Origin of the sequence: Streptomyces sp. NBC_01198, assembly GCF_036010485.1 — a bacterium.
Lineage (GTDB): Bacteria > Actinomycetota > Actinomycetes > Streptomycetales > Streptomycetaceae > Actinacidiphila.
Genome location: NZ_CP108568.1, coordinates 3,472,991 through 3,488,947, shown reverse-complemented (window position 1 = coordinate 3,488,947; position 15,957 = coordinate 3,472,991). Strand labels below are relative to the sequence as shown.

Sequence of the window (15,957 nt, the reverse complement as noted above, 5' to 3'; positions counted from 1 at the left end):
GTCGGCGCGCCTTAAGACGTCGGCGTGGCAGTGCCCGTCGGCGTCGTGGTGTCCGTCGGGGTGGTCGTGTCCGTCGGCGTGCCCGTCGGGGTGGTGGTGTCGGTCGGCAGCGGTGCCGCCGTGGTCGGCAGCGAGCTGGGGCCGTACGGCTCGAAGAAGCCGGCCGCGGGCGTCACGTAGATCGGCAGCGAGACCGCGCCGGTGGAGCTGAAGTTGAAGACCGCGCTCTGTACGTCGCCGTCGCGCAGCGACTCGCCGCTGGCGGCGAGGGTCGCGGCCGGGTTGCCCTTGCCGCCGAGCAGCACGGTGCCGTGCGCCGGGACGGTGATGGTGCCGCCGGCGCCACCGGCGGCCGACAGCTGCGCCGACTGGCCGCCGCCGAGCTTGACGGCCTGCAGCGTCTGGTCGGCGGAGCCGTTGTTGAACAGCCGCGCGGAGATGGTGGCGGGGCCGCCGCTCTGGGTGAGCACGAAGGCGTTCTGCACCTGGATGTCGCCCACGGTCGCCGACTGGCTGTCCGGTTCGATCTTCAGGGTCTGTGCGCCGTTCCCGGCCGCACAGGCGGCGAGCGGGGCGAGCGAGAGCGCGACGACGGCGGCGAGGGCCACGCGTCGGAAGCTGCGGACCACGGCGGCGGCATCTCCTTGGGGAGGTATCTGACGATCTTCCGGCGGCCTTAGATTACCGAGCCTCCCGCGCGCCCACACATCGGGTGGTCCCTCCGTGACGCCCCCTCACCCGAGCGGTGGTGCGCGCCGGCCGGCACCCCGGCCGCCGTACCCGCCCGAGCAGGCAGGACGCCGCCGCCTGAGCAGCCAGGACGCCGCCGTCCGAGCAGGCAGGAAGCGCCGGGCGCCACCGCGCCGCCACGTCCGGCAACATGCCCGCAATGTATTCCGGCATTACCACGGTGTGATTACCGGCGGATCGACACGGGCGGGCGCTCGGGGATTTCCATGAACGTGCAAAATTGGATCTTCAACGACCGGGAACCCGAACGGAGTAGCGAAGATCCACTCGTCCGGGAGCGACAAAACGGGACGTATCGACCGCTGTTCCCGGGTCTCCGAGGGTGTGACGCGTGTGTTTCCGCTTCCCCGTATACCCGCTCCGACCTGCGGATACCGCGTGAGCGTGGCACCCTCCAGCACGTTCCAGGGGCGCTTGTCAAGCCCCGAGATATGCCCTGACCTGCGAAAACGCCATTCAGATGAGGGCGTTCCCGTGTTACCCTGGATAGCCACGGAAGGGGTACCTGTCACATGACGTTCAAGGTTGGCGACACCGTGGTCTATCCCCATCACGGGGCCGCGCTGATCGAGGCTATCGAAATTCGCCAGATCAAAGGCGTGGACAAGACCTACTTGGTGCTCAAGGTCGCTCAGGGCGACTTGACGGTGCGCGTACCCGCGGACAATGCGGAGTTCGTCGGCGTACGCGACGTGGTCGGTCAGGAGGGTCTGGATCGGGTCTTCGAGGTGCTGCGCGCGCCGTACACCGAAGAGCCGACCAACTGGTCCCGCCGATACAAGGCAAATCTGGAGAAGCTCGCTTCTGGCGATGTCATCAAGGTGGCGGAAGTCGTCCGCGACCTGTGGCGCCGTGAGCGTGAGCGCGGCCTGTCGGCCGGCGAGAAGCGCATGCTCGCCAAGGCCCGGCAGATCCTGGTCAGCGAACTCGCACTGGCCGAGAACACCAACGAGGACAAGGCCGAGGCCCTGCTCGACGAAGTCCTCGCGTCGTAAGACCGTCCCTTTCCGGACGTTCTCGTGTCGCGTCCCTACAGCGCCACCCACGCTGCCGTGACGTACTGACTTACGCAGACGCAACCCCTCGGGCGACTCCGGGGGACCCTGCCGCGGCACCCGGCTCAGCATGACGGCCGGGTGCTGCGGCATGCCGTGGCCGCGCGGACGGCCATGGGCATGCCGTGCCGTGCGTCGCCCTCACGGGCATACGCGGGACGGCATATGCGGCACCCTCGCGCGCGCCGGGCGCTACGGTCATCCCGGAGGACTTCACGGAAGGGGTCCTCCGGAATACCGTGTCCTGGCTCCCCGGGCCTCGCCCGGTGATCCCACCCCCTGGCATCGCCCGGGGTGCCACCCGGCCGTTCGGCCCGGGGGCACCTCCAAGCGATACCCATCTCATACGAGGACACAAACCTGCGTACCGCAGCCGTCATTCCCGCCGCCGGACGTGGTGTCCGGCTCGGCCCCGGCGCGCCCAAGGCGCTGCGCAATCTCGGCGGGGTCCCGATCCTGGTCCACGCCGTCCGCGCGATGGCCCGCGCCAGGGCCGTCACCGTCATCGTCGTGGTCGCCCCGCCGGACGGCGCCGCCGAGGTCCGCGCGCTGCTCGACGCGAACGGGCTGCCGGAGTCCACCGACATACGGGTGGTGCCCGGCGGTGACGCGCGGCAGGACTCCGTACGGCTCGGCCTTGCCGCGCTGCCCGACGACGTCGACGTCGTCCTCGTCCACGACGCGGCCCGCCCGCTGGTGCCGGTCGAGACCGTCGACGCCGTCGTGGAGGCGGTACGCGGCGGCGCCGCCGCCGTGGTGCCGGGGCTGCCGCTGGCCGACACCGTCAAGAGCGTCGACCCGGCGACCGGCGAGGTCACCGGCACCCCGCAGCGCGCCCTGCTGCGGGCCGTGCAGACCCCGCAGGGCTTCGACCGGGCCATCCTGGCCAAGGCCCACGCCATGGTCACCGGTGACGTCACGGACGACGCCGGCATGGTCGAGCAGCTGGGCGTCCCCGTCCTCGTCGTGCCCGGGCACGAGGAGGCGTTCAAGGTCACCAGGCCGCTGGACCTGGTCCTGGCCGAGGCCGTACTGGCACGCAGGAGGGCCAATGGCCACTGACTTCTCCGCGGGGGCGCTGCCCCTGGTCGGCATCGGGACCGACGTCCACGCCTTCGAGGCGGGACGCGAGCTGTGGTGTGCGGGGCTGCACTGGGAGGGCGCCGAATTCGGCCTCGCCGGGCACTCCGACGCCGACGTGGCCGCACACGCGGCCTGCGACGCGCTCTTCTCGGCCGCCGGGCTCGGCGATCTGGGCGCGCACTTCGGCACCGACCGCCCCGAGTGGGCGGGGGCGTCCGGGGTGACTCTCCTCACAGAGGCGGCCAGGATCGTGCGCGCGGCGGGCTTCGGGATCGGCAACGTCGCGATCCAGGTGATCGGGGTGCGCCCGAAGATCGGCAAGCGCCGGGCGGAGGCGCAGGCCGTGCTGTCCGCGGCTGTGGGCGCCCCGGTCTCGGTCTCCGGTACCACGACGGACGGCCTCGGCCTCACCGGCCGCGGCGAGGGCCTCGCGGCCATCGCGACGGCGCTGGTCGCCCCGCTGCCGTGAAGCCCGGCGGGGGCGGCGGACCGGCCGCCCCTTGCGTCGGCGCCGGTTCTTGACCACCGTGATGGTTGCGCATGCAACCACCACGTCCCGCGGCCGGTCCACCGACCGTGTCGACGACCCCTTGGCAGAAAGGCAGAACCGCGCCATGGCCGAACTCTCGCAGACCGCTCGCGCGCTCTTCGACGGCAAGAACTTCGCCACCGTCGCCACCCTCCAGCCCGACGGCTCCTCGCAGCTGTCGGTCGTGTGGGTGACCCTCGACGGTGACGACGTCGTCTTCTCCACCAAGGAAGGCCGCCGCAAACACCTCAACCTGGTGAAGGACCCGCGGATAACCCTGCTGGCGATGCCGGCCGACAACCCGTACGCGTACGTCGAGATCCGCGGCACCGCCTCGATGGTCAGCGAGGGCGGCGACGCCCTGATCGACGCGCTCAGCCAGAAGTACACCGGCGGCCCCTACGCCGGCGACCAGCCGGGCGACGTCCGGCTCGTGGTGCGCGTCACGGCCGACCGGATCGTCGAGCACGGCTGACCGGATCCTCGCGCGGGGCCCGTCGCCCGGGGCGGCAGGGCCCGCCGCCCGGAGCTGACCGGATCGTGGCCCGGGATCGACCGGCGGACGACACCGGCGACGCCTGAATTGCCGATGTGCGGTCTGTCTGTGGCAGACCGCACAAGGCACCCTCCAACGGCCACTACCCTTGATGGCGTGACTATTCGCCTGTACGACACCAGCGCACGCCAGGTCCGTGACTTCGTCCCGCTCACGCCGGGCTGTGTCTCGATCTACCTGTGTGGCGCCACCGTGCAGGCGGCACCGCACATCGGCCACATCAGGTCCGGGCTGAACTTCGACATCCTGCAGCGCTGGTTCCGCCACCGCGGCTACGACGTGACATTCGTCCGCAACGTGACCGACATCGACGACAAGATCCTGCGCAAGGCCGCCGACCAGGGACGCCCCTGGTGGGCCATCGGGTACGAGAACGAGCGCGCGTTCAGCAACGGCTACGACGTGCTGGGCTGCATGCCGCCCACCTACGAGCCGCGGGCCACCGGCCATGTGCCGGAGATGATCGAGATGATGCGCGGCCTGATCGAGCGCGGCCACGCCTACGTCGCCGACGGCAACATCTACTTCGACGTGCGGTCCTTCCCGGACTATCTGGAGCTGTCCAACCAGGAGCTGGACAATCTGCGCCAGCCCGAGGGCGACGGCGAGACCGGCAAGCGCGACCACCGCGACTTCGCGATGTGGAAGGCCGTCAAGCCGGGCGAGCCGTCCTGGGAGACCCCCTGGGGCCGCGGCAGGCCCGGCTGGCACCTGGAGTGCTCGGTGATGGCGCACCGCTATCTGGGCAGCGCCTTCGACATCCACGGCGGCGGCATGGACCTGATTTTCCCGCACCACGAGAACGAGATCGCCCAGGCCAAGGCGTACGGCGACGAGTTCGCCCGCTACTGGGTGCACAACGCGTGGGTCACCATGAGCGGCGAGAAGATGAGCAAGTCGCTCGGCAACTCCGTGCTGGTCTCGGAGATGGTGCAGCGCTGGCGCCCGATCGTGCTGCGCTACTACCTCGGCACCCCGCACTACCGGTCGATGATCGAGTACAGCGAGGAGGCGCTGCGGGAGGCGGAGTCCGCCTTCGCGCGGATCGAGGGTTTCGTGCAGCGGGTCGTGGAGAAGGCCGGGCACGTGGAACCCGCGGCAGAGGTGCCGCCGGCCTTCGCCGAGGCAATGGACGACGACTTGGGCGTGCCGCAGGCACTGGCCGTCGTCCACACCACCGTCCGGCAGGGCAACAGCGCGCTCACCGCCGACGACAAGGAGACCGCCGTCGCCCGGCTGGCCGAGGTCCGTGCGATGCTCGGGGTGCTCGGCCTTGACCCGCTCGACCCGCACTGGACCGGCGCGGACCGCGGGGACGACCTGCACGGCGTCGTGGACTCCCTCGTCCAGCTGGTGCTCGAGCAGCGGCAGTCGGCGCGGTCCCGCAAGGACTACGGCACGGCGGACGCCATCCGCGACCAGCTCGTCCAGGCCGGCCTGGAGATCGAGGACACCCCGACCGGTTCGCGGTGGACGCTGCGGGGCTGACCGCCCGGCAGCGCCGCCCGGAGCGGATCCGGCGCACAGACGCAGACATCCGACGTAAAGACGCACAGACGTGGAGACGTAGCAACGTCGAGACGCGAGAAGAAGTGAGAGTGCCCCATGGCCGGCAACAGCCAGCGCAGGAACCGCCGTACGTCCAACAAGAAGGGCGCCACGGTAGGCAGTGGCGGGCAGCGCCGCAAGAGCCTTGAGGGCAAGGGCCCGACGCCGCCCGCCGAGGCGCGCAAGGGCCACAAGAAGAACCGCGTCGCCGCCGCGCAGGCCCGCCGGGTGTCGGGCCAGTCCCGCCGCCCGTCGGGACGCGGCGCCAAGTCGACGTCGGAGATGGTCGTCGGCCGCAACCCGGTGGTCGAGGCGCTGCGCGCCGACATCCCGGCGACCGCGGTCTACGTCCAGCAGTTCATCGACAACGACGACCGGGTGCGCGAGGCGCTGCGGCTGGCCACCGACCGCGGTGTCCCGCTGCTTGAGGCGCCCAGGCCCGAGCTCGACCGGATCACCGCCGGCCTGAACCACCAGGGCCTGGTGCTGCAGATCCCGCCCTACGAGTACGCCCACCCCGAGGACCTGCTCGCCGGGGCCTCCGACCAGGGCGACGACGCGCTGATCGTGGCCCTGGACGGCGTCACCGACCCGCGCAACCTCGGCGCCGTCGTCCGCTCCGTCGCGGCCTTCGGCGGCCACGGCGTCGTGGTGCCCGAGCGGCGCGCCGCCGGCATGACCGCAGGCGCCTGGAAGACCTCGGCCGGCACCGCGGCCCGTGTCCCGGTGGCCCGCGCCACCAACCTGACCCGCACCCTGGAGGCGTACCAGAAGGCCGGCCTCACCGTCATCGGCCTGGCCGCCGACGGCGACGTCGACCTCTACGACCTCGAAGCGCTCACCGGCCCGGTCGTCATCGTCGCGGGCAGCGAGGGCAAGGGCCTGTCCCGGCTGGTCGGCGAGACCTGCGACCTGCTGGTCCGCATCCCGATGCCGGGCGGCGCCGCCGAATCCCTCAACGCGGGCGTGGCGGCCGGCGTGGTGCTCTACGAGGCGGCGCGCCGCCGGGCATGAGCGGTCCTGGCGGCCGGTCGCGGAGCGGCGCCGCGCGCCGCTGGTGAGCACTCCTGACCGGCGGGGGCGCATCATACGGGCTCGGTGCGATTGACGCGTCTCGGACATCGAGGGCACGGGCAGGCAGTGTCCTAAACGTCCGTCACTCGGTTAGATGAGTGTGGACACCAGAACACCTCGCCCCTCCACGGGGGGAGGGACGCCCGCATTCGACGAGCCGGTCATGACGATGGCACGGGTGCCGAGCGATCCCGCCCAGGTCATCGTCACCCACGCGAGCTTCCGTGTGCAGCTGGGACGGACCTCGACCCGTTCCCTACGACTTGGCGACACCAGCAGGATCGCGGCCGCCCCGCCGCAGCGCGCGGGAGCCCCCGGGCGCCGCAGGCTCGCACCGGTGGTGTGGTCCGGCCACACCGAGCCGGGCGACCCGCTGGCCGGCGAACTGCTGCAGGCGGTCCGGCGGGCCGGCACCGAGGAGGGCGGCGCGGGCGCGGCCACGCAGGTGCTGCCGCGGATCGACGACACCACCGTGCTGCCGCCCGCCACCCCGACCGTCGTCGGCCCGCGCCGCGGCCAGTCCCCGACCGGCCTGCTCAGCGGCGTGCGCCCGGCCCGCGGCGCGTACGACGAGGACGACGAGCCGATGGTCCGCCACCGCGGCGGCGTACATGGCGACGGCGACGTCCATGGTGACGCCTACGTCCATGGCGACGGCTACGACGACGACGGCGCCTCCGGGCGCAGGCCGCGCAAGAGCAACGGCGACTTCGTCAAGCACGCCTGGTATCCGCACCGCCGGCTGAACCTCGGCATCGTGCTGCTGCCGCTGCGGATCTTCCTCGGCTTCGTGTCCATCTACGCCGGCATGGGCAAGCTGTGCGACCGCGTCTACTTCGACGGCGGCGAGCGCGGCTCCATGGTCACCTGGCTGGCCTCGCTCCACCCCTGGGCGGCGGCCGAACCCCTGCGTACCGCTGCGCTCGACCACCCCGTGGGCGCGGGCCTGAGCATCGCCTTCCTCCAGGTCGTGGTCGGCGTGCTGACCATCTGCGGCCTGTGGCAGCGGGTCGCCGCGGTCTTCGGCGCCGGGCTGTCCATCGCCCTGCTGGTGACCGTGAGCTGGCGCACCGTCCCGGTCTACGACGCCCCCGACTTCATCTACCTGGCCGCCTGGAGCCCGCTGGTCATCGCCGGCGCCCCCGTCTACTCGATCGACGGCAAGCTCGCCGCCGACGCATGGCGCCGGCTCGGCCCCCGGGTCGGCCTGTGGGACCTGCGCCGCTACGTGCTGCGGCGCGGTGTGGTGCTCGGCACGGTCATCGTCGGCTGCACCCTGCTGATCGGCTCGGTGCTGGGGGCCGCGGTGCGGGCCACCACCGCCCCCGAGCCGCGTCCGGCCGGGCCGACCGCCCCGCCCGTCAACAACCTGCCCGGCATGCCGCTCCCCGAGGTCCCCGGCGACGGGCGCGGCTCGGCGTCGGCGACGCCGGAGCCGACGAAGTCGGCCAAGGCCAAGAAGAAGAAGGAGCCGGACGCTCCGGCGTCCACCCAGGCGCCCACCACGAGCCCGGGCCGCACGCACACCCCCGGCGGCACGTCCTCGACCGGCAGGCACGGGTCCTCCGGCGGCACGGGCGGCACCGGCGGCCACTCGGCGGCCCCGCCGCCGCCTCCCGCCGCCCCGCCGACCCATGCGGCCCCGCCACCCCCGCCCCCGCCCGCCAAGCCCACCCAGGGCGCCATCGGCGGCCTCCTCGGTGCCCCCCTCCTCGGCTCCCCCCCACCCCTCACCACCTGACCCATCCCCCCACCGAATCCCCGCGGCCCCCGGCCGCGGGGATTCCCCTTTTCCGCGACACCGCCTGCGCGGCTACGACGGTGTGGAAGGCGCAGGACAACGCCAAGTGGCGCACGCTGGGGGGCGTGAGGAACGGCGCGCCCGGCTACGGCGGTGCGGAAGGCGTACGACATCGCCAAGTGGCGCCCCCTGAGGGGCGCGAGGAACTGTGCGCGCGGCCACGACGTACCGCAAGTGGCGAGGGCCACCGCAAGTGGCACCCCCTGGCGGGGGCGCGGGGAACGGCGCGCCCAGCCCCAACGGCGCGGAGGGCGTACGACAATGGCACCCCTGCAGGGGGAAGCCGTACCCCCGGGGGCTAAACGGTGGGCGTCGCCCCCAACTCCCTCGCCGCCTCGCGAAGATCCTTGGCCGTGTCGATGGCCCGCCAGTACGCCCCCTGCGGAATGGGGTAGCCGGCCAGCCGGCGCTCCCGCGCCAACCGCGGGAAGGTGGTGCGTTCGTGGTCGCCCAGATCCGGCAGCATCGCCGTGAAGTCGGGCGCGAAGACATAGACGCCGGCGTTGATGAGGAAGGGCGACGGCGGCGACTCGATGAAGTCCAGGACCTGCCCGAACTCGTTGGTCTCGACGGCCCCCCAGGGAATCCGCGGCCTGGCGAGGGCGAGCGTCGCGACGGCGTCGCGCTCCTCGTGGAAGGCGGCCATGCCGCGCAGCGAGAAGCGGGTCCAGATGTCGCCGTTGGTGGCATACCACGGCTCCTCGGGCCGCGGCAGCGACGCGGCTGCGTACTTGAGCCCGCCGCCGCGGCCGAGCGGCTCGCTCTCCACGACCGTGGTCACCTTGATCGGCAACGGCGTGCTGTCCAGCCACTCCTGGAGCACCTCGGCGAGGTGCCCGCACGAGACAACGGCGTCGGTGACGCCTTCCGCGGCGAGCCAGGCGAGCTGGTGGCCGATGATCGGCGTTCCCGTACCCGGGATCTCGACCATCGGCTTGGGCCGGTCGTCGGTGTACGGGCGCAGCCGCGAGCCCTGGCCGCCGGCCAGGATGACGGCCTGCGTGACCGGGATGACCTCGTGGGCGGTGGTGTCGTGCGTCATGGAGCGCACCCTATGCGACACCGAGGGCACGGCACGGCGCGGGCGTGACACGGCGGGCGGGGTACGGCCCCGGCGTCGACCGTACCCCGCCTGCCCGCGGCCGGCCGGAGTCAGCCGACCGACGCGATACCCGTGGCGAAGGCGGTGTCGCACACCGGGCGCGACCACGACTGGGCGCGCTGCGTGGCGCCGTCGTACTTCGCGACGGCCGCGCGGCCGAGCGAACGCGCGATGGAGGCGCAGTATCTGGCGAGCGACGGCTGCTGGGCCATGGAGACCTGAAGGTCGGTCAGTGCCACCCCCGGGTCCTTCTGCTGGAGTTCGGCCAGCAGACGCGAGCGCAGCACCTCCTGCGGTGCCTTGGCGGCCTGTTCCGCGGCCACTTCCTGCTTGCTCTTGGCGGAGGCGGTGAGCACCTGCGCGTCGGAGGAGGAGACGGCCCACGGGACGCGGGTGACGGCGAGCGTTCCCGACAGCACGAGAACGACCGGGAGAACGAGCGCGAATGTCTTGCCGAGACGGCGAGCTACCTGGTTCACGCATCGGATCGTAGCGACTGGTGATGATTTGGCGACATTTAGTCACCCTCCCGAGGGAGTGAAATCGCCTGCCGGGGTGTTCGGGTGTTGACGAACGGGTCCGAAAAGCCGGTTATGCGTACGTATGTGACCCCTCGCTGCGCAACCCTGCCCAGCCCCGCGCTGGCACGCGAAAGGCCGGGCGGTACGTGGTCACCACGTACCGCCCGGCCCTGGAGCCGAAAACCCCGGTCAGTCGCTGAGGCGCTCGCCGGAGGACGTGGCGAACACGTGGGTCTCGCCGCCGCGCGGCACCACGTGCAGCACGGAGCCCTTCTCCGGGATGTCGCGGCCGCCGACGCGGATGACCACGTCCTTGTCCTCGTCGCCGACCTTCGCCGAGCCGTAGACGTAGCCGTCCGCGCCCAGCTCCTCGACCACGTTGACGGTCACGGCCAGGCCCGCTGGGGCGTCCTTCGACAGCGACTTGGCGTCGCTCTCGCCGCTGACGATGTCGAAGTGCTCGGGACGGACACCGACGGTGACCGTTTGGTCGCCCTTGTCGGCCGCCGCCTGCACCGCGTCACGCTCGACGTTGACCAGCGCGTTGCCGAACTTCACGCCGCCGTCCACGATCGGGACCTCGATGAGGTTCATCGCGGGGGAGCCGATGAAGCCCGCCACGAACAGGTTGGCCGGCTTGTCGTACATGTTGCGCGGGCTGTCGACCTGCTGCAGCAGACCGTCCTTGAGCACCGCCACGCGGTCGCCCATCGTCATGGCCTCGACCTGGTCGTGGGTGACGTAGACGGTGGTGACGCCCAGTCGGCGCTGCAGACTGGCGATCTGCGTACGGGTCTGCACGCGCAGCTTCGCGTCGAGGTTCGACAGCGGCTCGTCCATGAGGAAGACCTGCGGCTCCCGGACGATCGCGCGGCCCATCGCGACACGCTGCCGCTGACCACCGGAGAGCGCCTTCGGCTTACGTGCCAGGTACTCGGTCAGGTCCAGGATCTTCGCGGCTTCCTCGACCCGCTTGCGGATCTCCGCCTTGTTGACGCCGGCGATCTTGAGCGCGAAGCCCATGTTGTCGGCGACCGTCATGTGCGGGTACAGCGCGTAGTTCTGGAACACCATCGCGATGTCCCGGTCCTTCGGCGGCAGGTGCGTGACATCCCGCTCGCCGATCCGGATGGAACCGGCGTTGACGTCCTCGAGCCCCGCGAGCATCCGGAGCGAGGTCGACTTGCCGCAACCCGAAGGCCCGACCAGTACCAGGAACTCGCCGTCCCCGACCTCGATGTCGAGCCCGTCCACCGCGGGCTTGTCGCCACCCGGGTAGATCCGGGTCGCCTTGTCGAACGTGACTGTAGCCATGACTGTTACGCAGTCCCTTCACCGGCAGGAACGTGCCGGACGATCCGAGTAAAGGAAGCAGTTCACTTGGTGCCGCTTCAGTGGTCCAGTCCGCATCCCACGGACTCCCGGTGACGCTACCTGCACTTTCCCCGTCTTGTCACCAGCCCCCCACCCCCTTTTTCCCCACCGTCCCCCCACCCCGCCCGCTACACTGCTCCGTGCGCCTCCTTAGCTCAGTTGGCCAGAGCGACGCTCTTGTAAAGCGTAGGTCGTCGGTTCGAACCCGACAGGAGGCTCAACCGGAACCCCAGCTCAGATGGCATCTGAGCTGGGGTTTTCTCGTTCAGCGGACGCGGCGCCGCTGGCGGGAGCGGGCCGCTTTGGTGTCGGCGGTCTCAGTTCTGGTCTCAGTAGGGGCCACCGCCGGGGGCAGGAAAGTGTTGCCCATCCTGTCCATGGCGGCCTTGCTGAGGTGCGACCGGCCCTTGACGTAGCGGCGGGTCTGGCTGATCTGTGTGTGCCGCAGGATCTCCATGATGGTCACGATGTCGACGCCCAGCTCGTTCAGGATCGTGCCGGCCGTGTGCCTGCTCCCGTCGTACAGGCGGCGGTCATCGATGCCCGCTTCGACAAGGATCTCCTTGAACTCCCCGTAGTCCTGGCGCGGGTCCAGCGGGCGGCCGTCCGGCCGGGTGAATACCGCGTCGAGCCCCTGCCAGGCTTCCCCGGCGGCTGCCTTTGCCGCGTCCTGCTGGAGCTTGTGCTCCCGTAGGTAGGGGATGAACGGCGGCGGGATGGGCACCGCATTGCGACTCTTTTTCGTCTTGGGGCGGGTGAAGACCAATCCCCCTTCCTTTCGCTCCGGGCATGCGCTCGCGTGCTTCCGGCACGTCTTCGGGCAGGGCTTGGGGCACCCTCGCGTGTAGGCCTTGTGCCGCGCACAGTCCGGCGGGCACGCGTCGAACCGGTGGAGCCGCTCACCGCAGGCGTGGGGGTTCGTGCAGCCATGTCGCCACGTGAGCCGCTGGAGCTGCCATTGCGGGTGGAACAACTCGGCTTCGAGATCGACGTACGGCCACCGGAGACCGAGGCATTCCCCCTGCCGGAATCCCATGCCGACCCCGATCACCCAGCGGAGGAAGGTGGGTCGCTTGGCGGCTGCTGCGAGGAAGGCTTTCGCCTCTTCGATGGTGAAGGGGTTCGCCTCGGTCTCGTCGGTGGAAGGCGGATCCACGAGGGTGGCGACGTTCTCCACGATCATCCTTCGGCGGTGCGCGATTTTCAGCGCGCGCGACAGGATGCGGTGCACCTTGAGTACGTGCGAGGGGGCGTGTCCGGCGTCGAGCAGTGCGCGGTACATGTGCTCAAGGTGCTCGGGGGCGAGCTTGTCGAGGCGGTGCTGGCCTACTCCCGGGATGATGTCGTTGCGGGTCTTGGACCAGTAGTCGTCCAGGGAGCGGGGCTTGAGTTTCAGGCTGGCGATGTCGGTGAGGTAGGTCTCCATCCACTGCGCGACGGTTGGCTTGCGGCCCGCTTTGGGGGCGCGTCCTTTGTCGCGTAGGGCTTCGAGTTCCTTGACCTTGCGCTTGATTTCGGTCTCGGTCCTGGCCCTGCGGTGGCGCCGGTCGGGGCTACCGTCGCTCTTGACTCCCATGGTGACGCGGCCGTGCCACCAGCCGTCGCCACCGAGGTAGATGGACGATTCCATGTTGGGTTTGCGGGGTGCCATGGGTTCCTCCACGCGAAGAGGCGGGCCGATGACATCGACCCGCCTCTGGTGCGTTGTTGCTCAGTGGGATTGGTCGGTGAGGCTCGCGGCGAAGCGCTCAAGTTCGTTGTGGTGGATGCGACGGGAACGCCCGCGCTTGACGAATCGCAGGGTCCCTTCCGCCATGAGTTCGTAGATGGTGGATCGGCCCAATGAGAGGGCTTCGGCGGCTTCTTCGGGGCGGTAGAGGATGCGGGGGATGGGCGCGGTGGCGGTGCTCATGTAGGTGGCTCCTAGGTGAGCGGGGGCGTGGCCCCCTCTTCCTGCCAGGTCCGCTACTTCCGCTACCTCCGCTACCGCCCTGGTCAGGGCCTTGATCAGGTAGCGGATCGGGGTAGCGGTAGCGGATGGGTCCGCTACCGGCGACGGGTGGCCGGTAGCGGGTGCGGGGTGCTGGTAGCGGACAGGTAGCGGATAGCGGGGTGCGTATCCGCTACCGGGTCCGTGCAGCTCAGGGGGTGTTTTAAAGATCAGGTAGCGGAGGTAGCGGACTTTCCGGGGGTGGGGGGCAGTACCGCTGCCACGCGTCGTGCAGGTCGGTGGCGTAGTAGCCCTTCATGACGCTGCTGACTCCGGGAGTGATGCTGCTCTTGATGTTGCGGGCGGTGATCGGGGTGTTGTCCGCGGTCTGGTAGTCGCGCAGCATCTTCGACAGCCTGCGTGCGTCCAGGGGCTTGCCGTACAGGTCCGCCCACGGCGACTCGTCAAGGCTGCACAGCCTGTCGAGGATCGCGACGGTGGGAAGCCGGTCGATGCCGTTGAATACGTGGTCGCGAAGGTCGGTCAGCAGCCGGATACCGAGCGAGCCTTTGTCATCGACCTTCGCGGCCGTGACGAGTTCCACGCACGCGGCCCGTGCCCGGTCCGGCCAGGTTCCCCCCGCAGCGTCGGCGACTGCGAGCAGGGGTTCCCAGACGTCGGCCGGACGGTCGGTGACCCCGTCCGGCATGGCGGGGAAGACCCCTTCGACGTTGCTGCGGATCTGTTCTGCCCATGCGGCGAGCCGCTTGCCCAGAGCGTTGCCCTGGCGTTCGTGGATTCGCTGCCGGAACGGCTCCACCTTCTCGTTAGGGGCGCGGCGCCGCATGCGGATGATGATCGAGCGGGTGAGGATTGTGTCCGGCAGCGAGCCGAGTCCGGCCACGGCCACCACGGCGTAGGACGGGAAGGCCTGCACGGTCTGATTCCCGCCGTCACCCACACACCGGTAGGTCACCCCGGTGCGGCGGTGGCCGGCGTTGAGGAATCCGCGCAGTTCCTCGTTCTCCCCCGCCTTCGGCCCAAAGACGGTGTCGACCTCGTCAAAGAGGATGGTCGGCCGCCCGTCCGGACCGGACACCGCCCGGAACAGGGCGGCGGCGGACGCGTTCACCGCGACCATCGGCCGCGGCACAAGCGTCTCTACGATCTCCAGCGCCCGCGACTTCCCACTGCCCGGTTCCGGGGAGAGGAACGCCAGGCGCGGTGTGGAGTCGAACGCGTCCAACAGGTGCGCGTGCGCGTCCCACAACGCCACCGCGACGTAGCAGGCGTCCGAGGGGAAGATGTTGAACCGCCGGTGGAATGCTTCGACTTCCGCCAGCAGCGCGGCGCCGTCGATCGCCTGCGGGTCAGCGCGAACAGCAGACAGGGCGCCCTGGCGGGCGGCGACCTTCGGCGCACCACTGCCGGCGGGAGCATCCGCCGGTTCGGCGGGGCTGGTCTGGTCGGGGGTGGTGGTGAGGCTTTTCAGCGCGGGGCGGGGTTCGGTGCTGGTCATGCGCTCTCCCGGGTGCGGGCGGTACGGATCGACCAGTCCAGTGCGCTGCGAATCGTCGTGCGGCACTCGGCTGCCGGCAGTCCGGCCGACTCGCCCGCGGCCTGAAAAGCCATCTCTACGGCGGCACGGTCGAGGTCTCCCCATGCCACGAACCGGCCCACGGCCCGGACCGCGCGCAGCAACTCGGCATTCCGGCCGCCCTCGCCGGTCCCCGCGACCGCGGCGGTCTCGCGTTCGAGCACCGCGGCGGCGAGCCGGGTCCCGTTACGGGTGGGCATGAGTCGGATTGCAGCCGTACGGGGCTTCTGAGGGGCCGTCAGGGCGTTGTGGAGCCAGGCGGGTAGGTCTGCAACGGGTGCGTCGCTCTCGACGGCGTACAGGCCCGTTCGGGTGATGCTGCCGGGGGCGACGACTTGTCCGCCCCATGCGCGGGTGTCGACCTTGGGGGCGAGGGTGCCCGCGGTGTTGTGCAGCCGCACGCCGGGCGGGGCGGTGAAGTACAGGTGCTGTCCGCCGCTGGGGGTCCGGATCCGGTAGGTATCGGGGACGGCCTGTCCGGCGCGCTCGCAGAGCGCCAGGAAGGATGTCGCGCCGTCAGGCGTGCCCTTCTTGTCCTTCGGCTTGAGCGTGTCGAGATCGACCACGACAAGCCCGGCGGGGCCGGTGGCGGTGCCGACGTTGAACGGTCCGGCCGACCAGCACCGCTCGATGCGGTCGGGGTCGGTGGTGGCGCGCTGTTCGAACGTGCGGTGCCCGGCGGTGCAGTCCCCGGTTCGGGGGCAGGTGCGCGCGCCATGGAGGGCGGGCGGCTTGTCGCCGGGGCGAAGCGGGATGACGGGCCAGCCGCGTGCGGCGACCGCGAGCGCCGCGGACAGCAGCGCGGATCGGGTGGCTTGGGTCATGCTGGGGGTACTCCAGTTCCTTGATGGGGTGCTGGTGCCGGGACGGCCGCGGTTCTTTGGCGAGATGCAGCGGCCGTCCCGGAACGGTTGAGGGCGAGGGGTGACGCGTGAGTAGGACGGGCAAGAGCGTGGTCTTGTTGGCCGTGCTCATCTACTGCGTTGTGCGGCTCTACTTGCTGCTACCGAAATTGCGGGGCGACTTGGGGAGCCACT

15 protein-coding genes and 1 tRNA gene are annotated in these 15,957 nt (G+C 70.7%); 8 read left to right on the top strand and 8 right to left on the bottom strand.

The genetic code is table 11. The features are described from left to right. Window positions 1-11: 11 nt before the first annotated feature. On the bottom strand, window positions 12-629 hold the full coding sequence (locus OG702_RS15650; RefSeq protein ID WP_327289497.1) for a DUF461 domain-containing protein: 618 nt from the start codon (window positions 627-629) through the stop codon (window positions 12-14). Between the two features lie 633 nt (window positions 630-1,262). On the opposite strand from OG702_RS15650, the gene OG702_RS15645 reads away from it, so the two are divergent. The 7 genes from OG702_RS15645 to OG702_RS15615 all read left to right on the top strand — a co-directional run bounded on the left by OG702_RS15645 (window position 1,263) and on the right by OG702_RS15615 (window position 8,336). Then, complete coding sequence (locus OG702_RS15645) at window positions 1,263-1,745, top strand: CarD family transcriptional regulator (RefSeq protein ID WP_033174074.1); 483 nt, start codon at window positions 1,263-1,265, stop codon at window positions 1,743-1,745. 393 nt (window positions 1,746-2,138) lie between these two features. Continuing rightward, window positions 2,139-2,867, top strand: a complete 729-nt coding sequence (ispD, locus tag OG702_RS15640) for a 2-C-methyl-D-erythritol 4-phosphate cytidylyltransferase (RefSeq protein ID WP_327293242.1) — start codon at window positions 2,139-2,141, stop codon at window positions 2,865-2,867. Further along, window positions 2,857-3,357: a 2-C-methyl-D-erythritol 2,4-cyclodiphosphate synthase gene (gene ispF / locus OG702_RS15635; RefSeq protein ID WP_327289496.1), complete on the top strand. Its 501-nt coding sequence runs from the start codon at window positions 2,857-2,859 to the stop codon at window positions 3,355-3,357. Before ispD ends, ispF begins: the two co-directional genes overlap by 11 nt. A gap of 145 nt (window positions 3,358-3,502) precedes the next feature. Next, window positions 3,503-3,892 (top strand): PPOX class F420-dependent oxidoreductase, encoded by a 390-nt coding sequence (locus tag OG702_RS15630; protein ID WP_327289495.1) that lies wholly within the window; start codon window positions 3,503-3,505, stop codon window positions 3,890-3,892. A 177-nt stretch (window positions 3,893-4,069) separates the two neighbouring features. Next, complete coding sequence (gene cysS, locus OG702_RS15625; protein ID WP_327289494.1) at window positions 4,070-5,461, top strand: cysteine--tRNA ligase; 1,392 nt, start codon at window positions 4,070-4,072, stop codon at window positions 5,459-5,461. Window positions 5,462-5,578: 117 nt separating this feature from the next. Further along, window positions 5,579-6,535 carry a 23S rRNA (guanosine(2251)-2'-O)-methyltransferase RlmB gene (gene rlmB, locus OG702_RS15620; RefSeq protein ID WP_327289493.1) on the top strand — a complete coding sequence of 319 codons (957 nt, stop codon included), beginning with the start codon at window positions 5,579-5,581 and terminating at the stop codon, window positions 6,533-6,535. A gap of 223 nt (window positions 6,536-6,758) precedes the next feature. Then, window positions 6,759-8,336, top strand: a complete 1,578-nt coding sequence (locus tag OG702_RS15615) for a DoxX family protein (RefSeq protein ID WP_442814432.1) — start codon at window positions 6,759-6,761, stop codon at window positions 8,334-8,336. 358 nt (window positions 8,337-8,694) lie between these two features. Here the strand turns inward: OG702_RS15615 and OG702_RS15610 are convergent, their stop codons facing one another. The 3 genes from OG702_RS15610 to OG702_RS15600 form a co-directional block, all read right to left on the bottom strand. Then, the gene (locus OG702_RS15610) at window positions 8,695-9,438 is read right to left on the bottom strand and encodes a nucleotidyltransferase family protein (RefSeq protein ID WP_327289491.1); all 744 of its coding nucleotides are present in this window, start codon (window positions 9,436-9,438) and stop codon (window positions 8,695-8,697) included. A gap of 110 nt (window positions 9,439-9,548) precedes the next feature. Continuing rightward, window positions 9,549-9,977, bottom strand: a complete 429-nt coding sequence (locus OG702_RS15605; RefSeq protein WP_327289490.1) for a hypothetical protein — start codon at window positions 9,975-9,977, stop codon at window positions 9,549-9,551. A 231-nt stretch (window positions 9,978-10,208) separates the two neighbouring features. After that, window positions 10,209-11,333, bottom strand: coding sequence for an ABC transporter ATP-binding protein (locus OG702_RS15600; RefSeq protein WP_327289489.1), 1,125 nt, complete (start codon window positions 11,331-11,333; stop codon window positions 10,209-10,211). 204 nt (window positions 11,334-11,537) lie between these two features. On the opposite strand from OG702_RS15600, the gene OG702_RS15595 reads away from it, so the two are divergent. After that, window positions 11,538-11,611, top strand: a tRNA-Thr gene (locus OG702_RS15595). A gap of 47 nt (window positions 11,612-11,658) precedes the next feature. On the opposite strand, the gene OG702_RS15590 is transcribed toward OG702_RS15595, so the two are convergent. The 4 genes from OG702_RS15590 to OG702_RS15575 all read right to left on the bottom strand — a co-directional run bounded on the left by OG702_RS15590 (window position 11,659) and on the right by OG702_RS15575 (window position 15,744). Then, window positions 11,659-13,044 (bottom strand): tyrosine-type recombinase/integrase, encoded by a 1,386-nt coding sequence (locus OG702_RS15590; RefSeq protein WP_327289488.1) that lies wholly within the window; start codon window positions 13,042-13,044, stop codon window positions 11,659-11,661. A 60-nt stretch (window positions 13,045-13,104) separates the two neighbouring features. After that, the gene (locus OG702_RS15585) at window positions 13,105-13,305 is read right to left on the bottom strand and encodes a helix-turn-helix domain-containing protein (protein ID WP_327289487.1); all 201 of its coding nucleotides are present in this window, start codon (window positions 13,303-13,305) and stop codon (window positions 13,105-13,107) included. 241 nt (window positions 13,306-13,546) lie between these two features. After that, complete coding sequence (locus tag OG702_RS15580) at window positions 13,547-14,842, bottom strand: DUF3631 domain-containing protein (protein ID WP_327289485.1); 1,296 nt, start codon at window positions 14,840-14,842, stop codon at window positions 13,547-13,549. After that, window positions 14,839-15,744, bottom strand: coding sequence for a bifunctional DNA primase/polymerase (locus tag OG702_RS15575; RefSeq protein ID WP_327289484.1), 906 nt, complete (start codon window positions 15,742-15,744; stop codon window positions 14,839-14,841). The genes OG702_RS15580 and OG702_RS15575 overlap by 4 nt, the downstream gene beginning before the upstream one ends. Window positions 15,745-15,957: the final 213 nt, after the last annotated feature.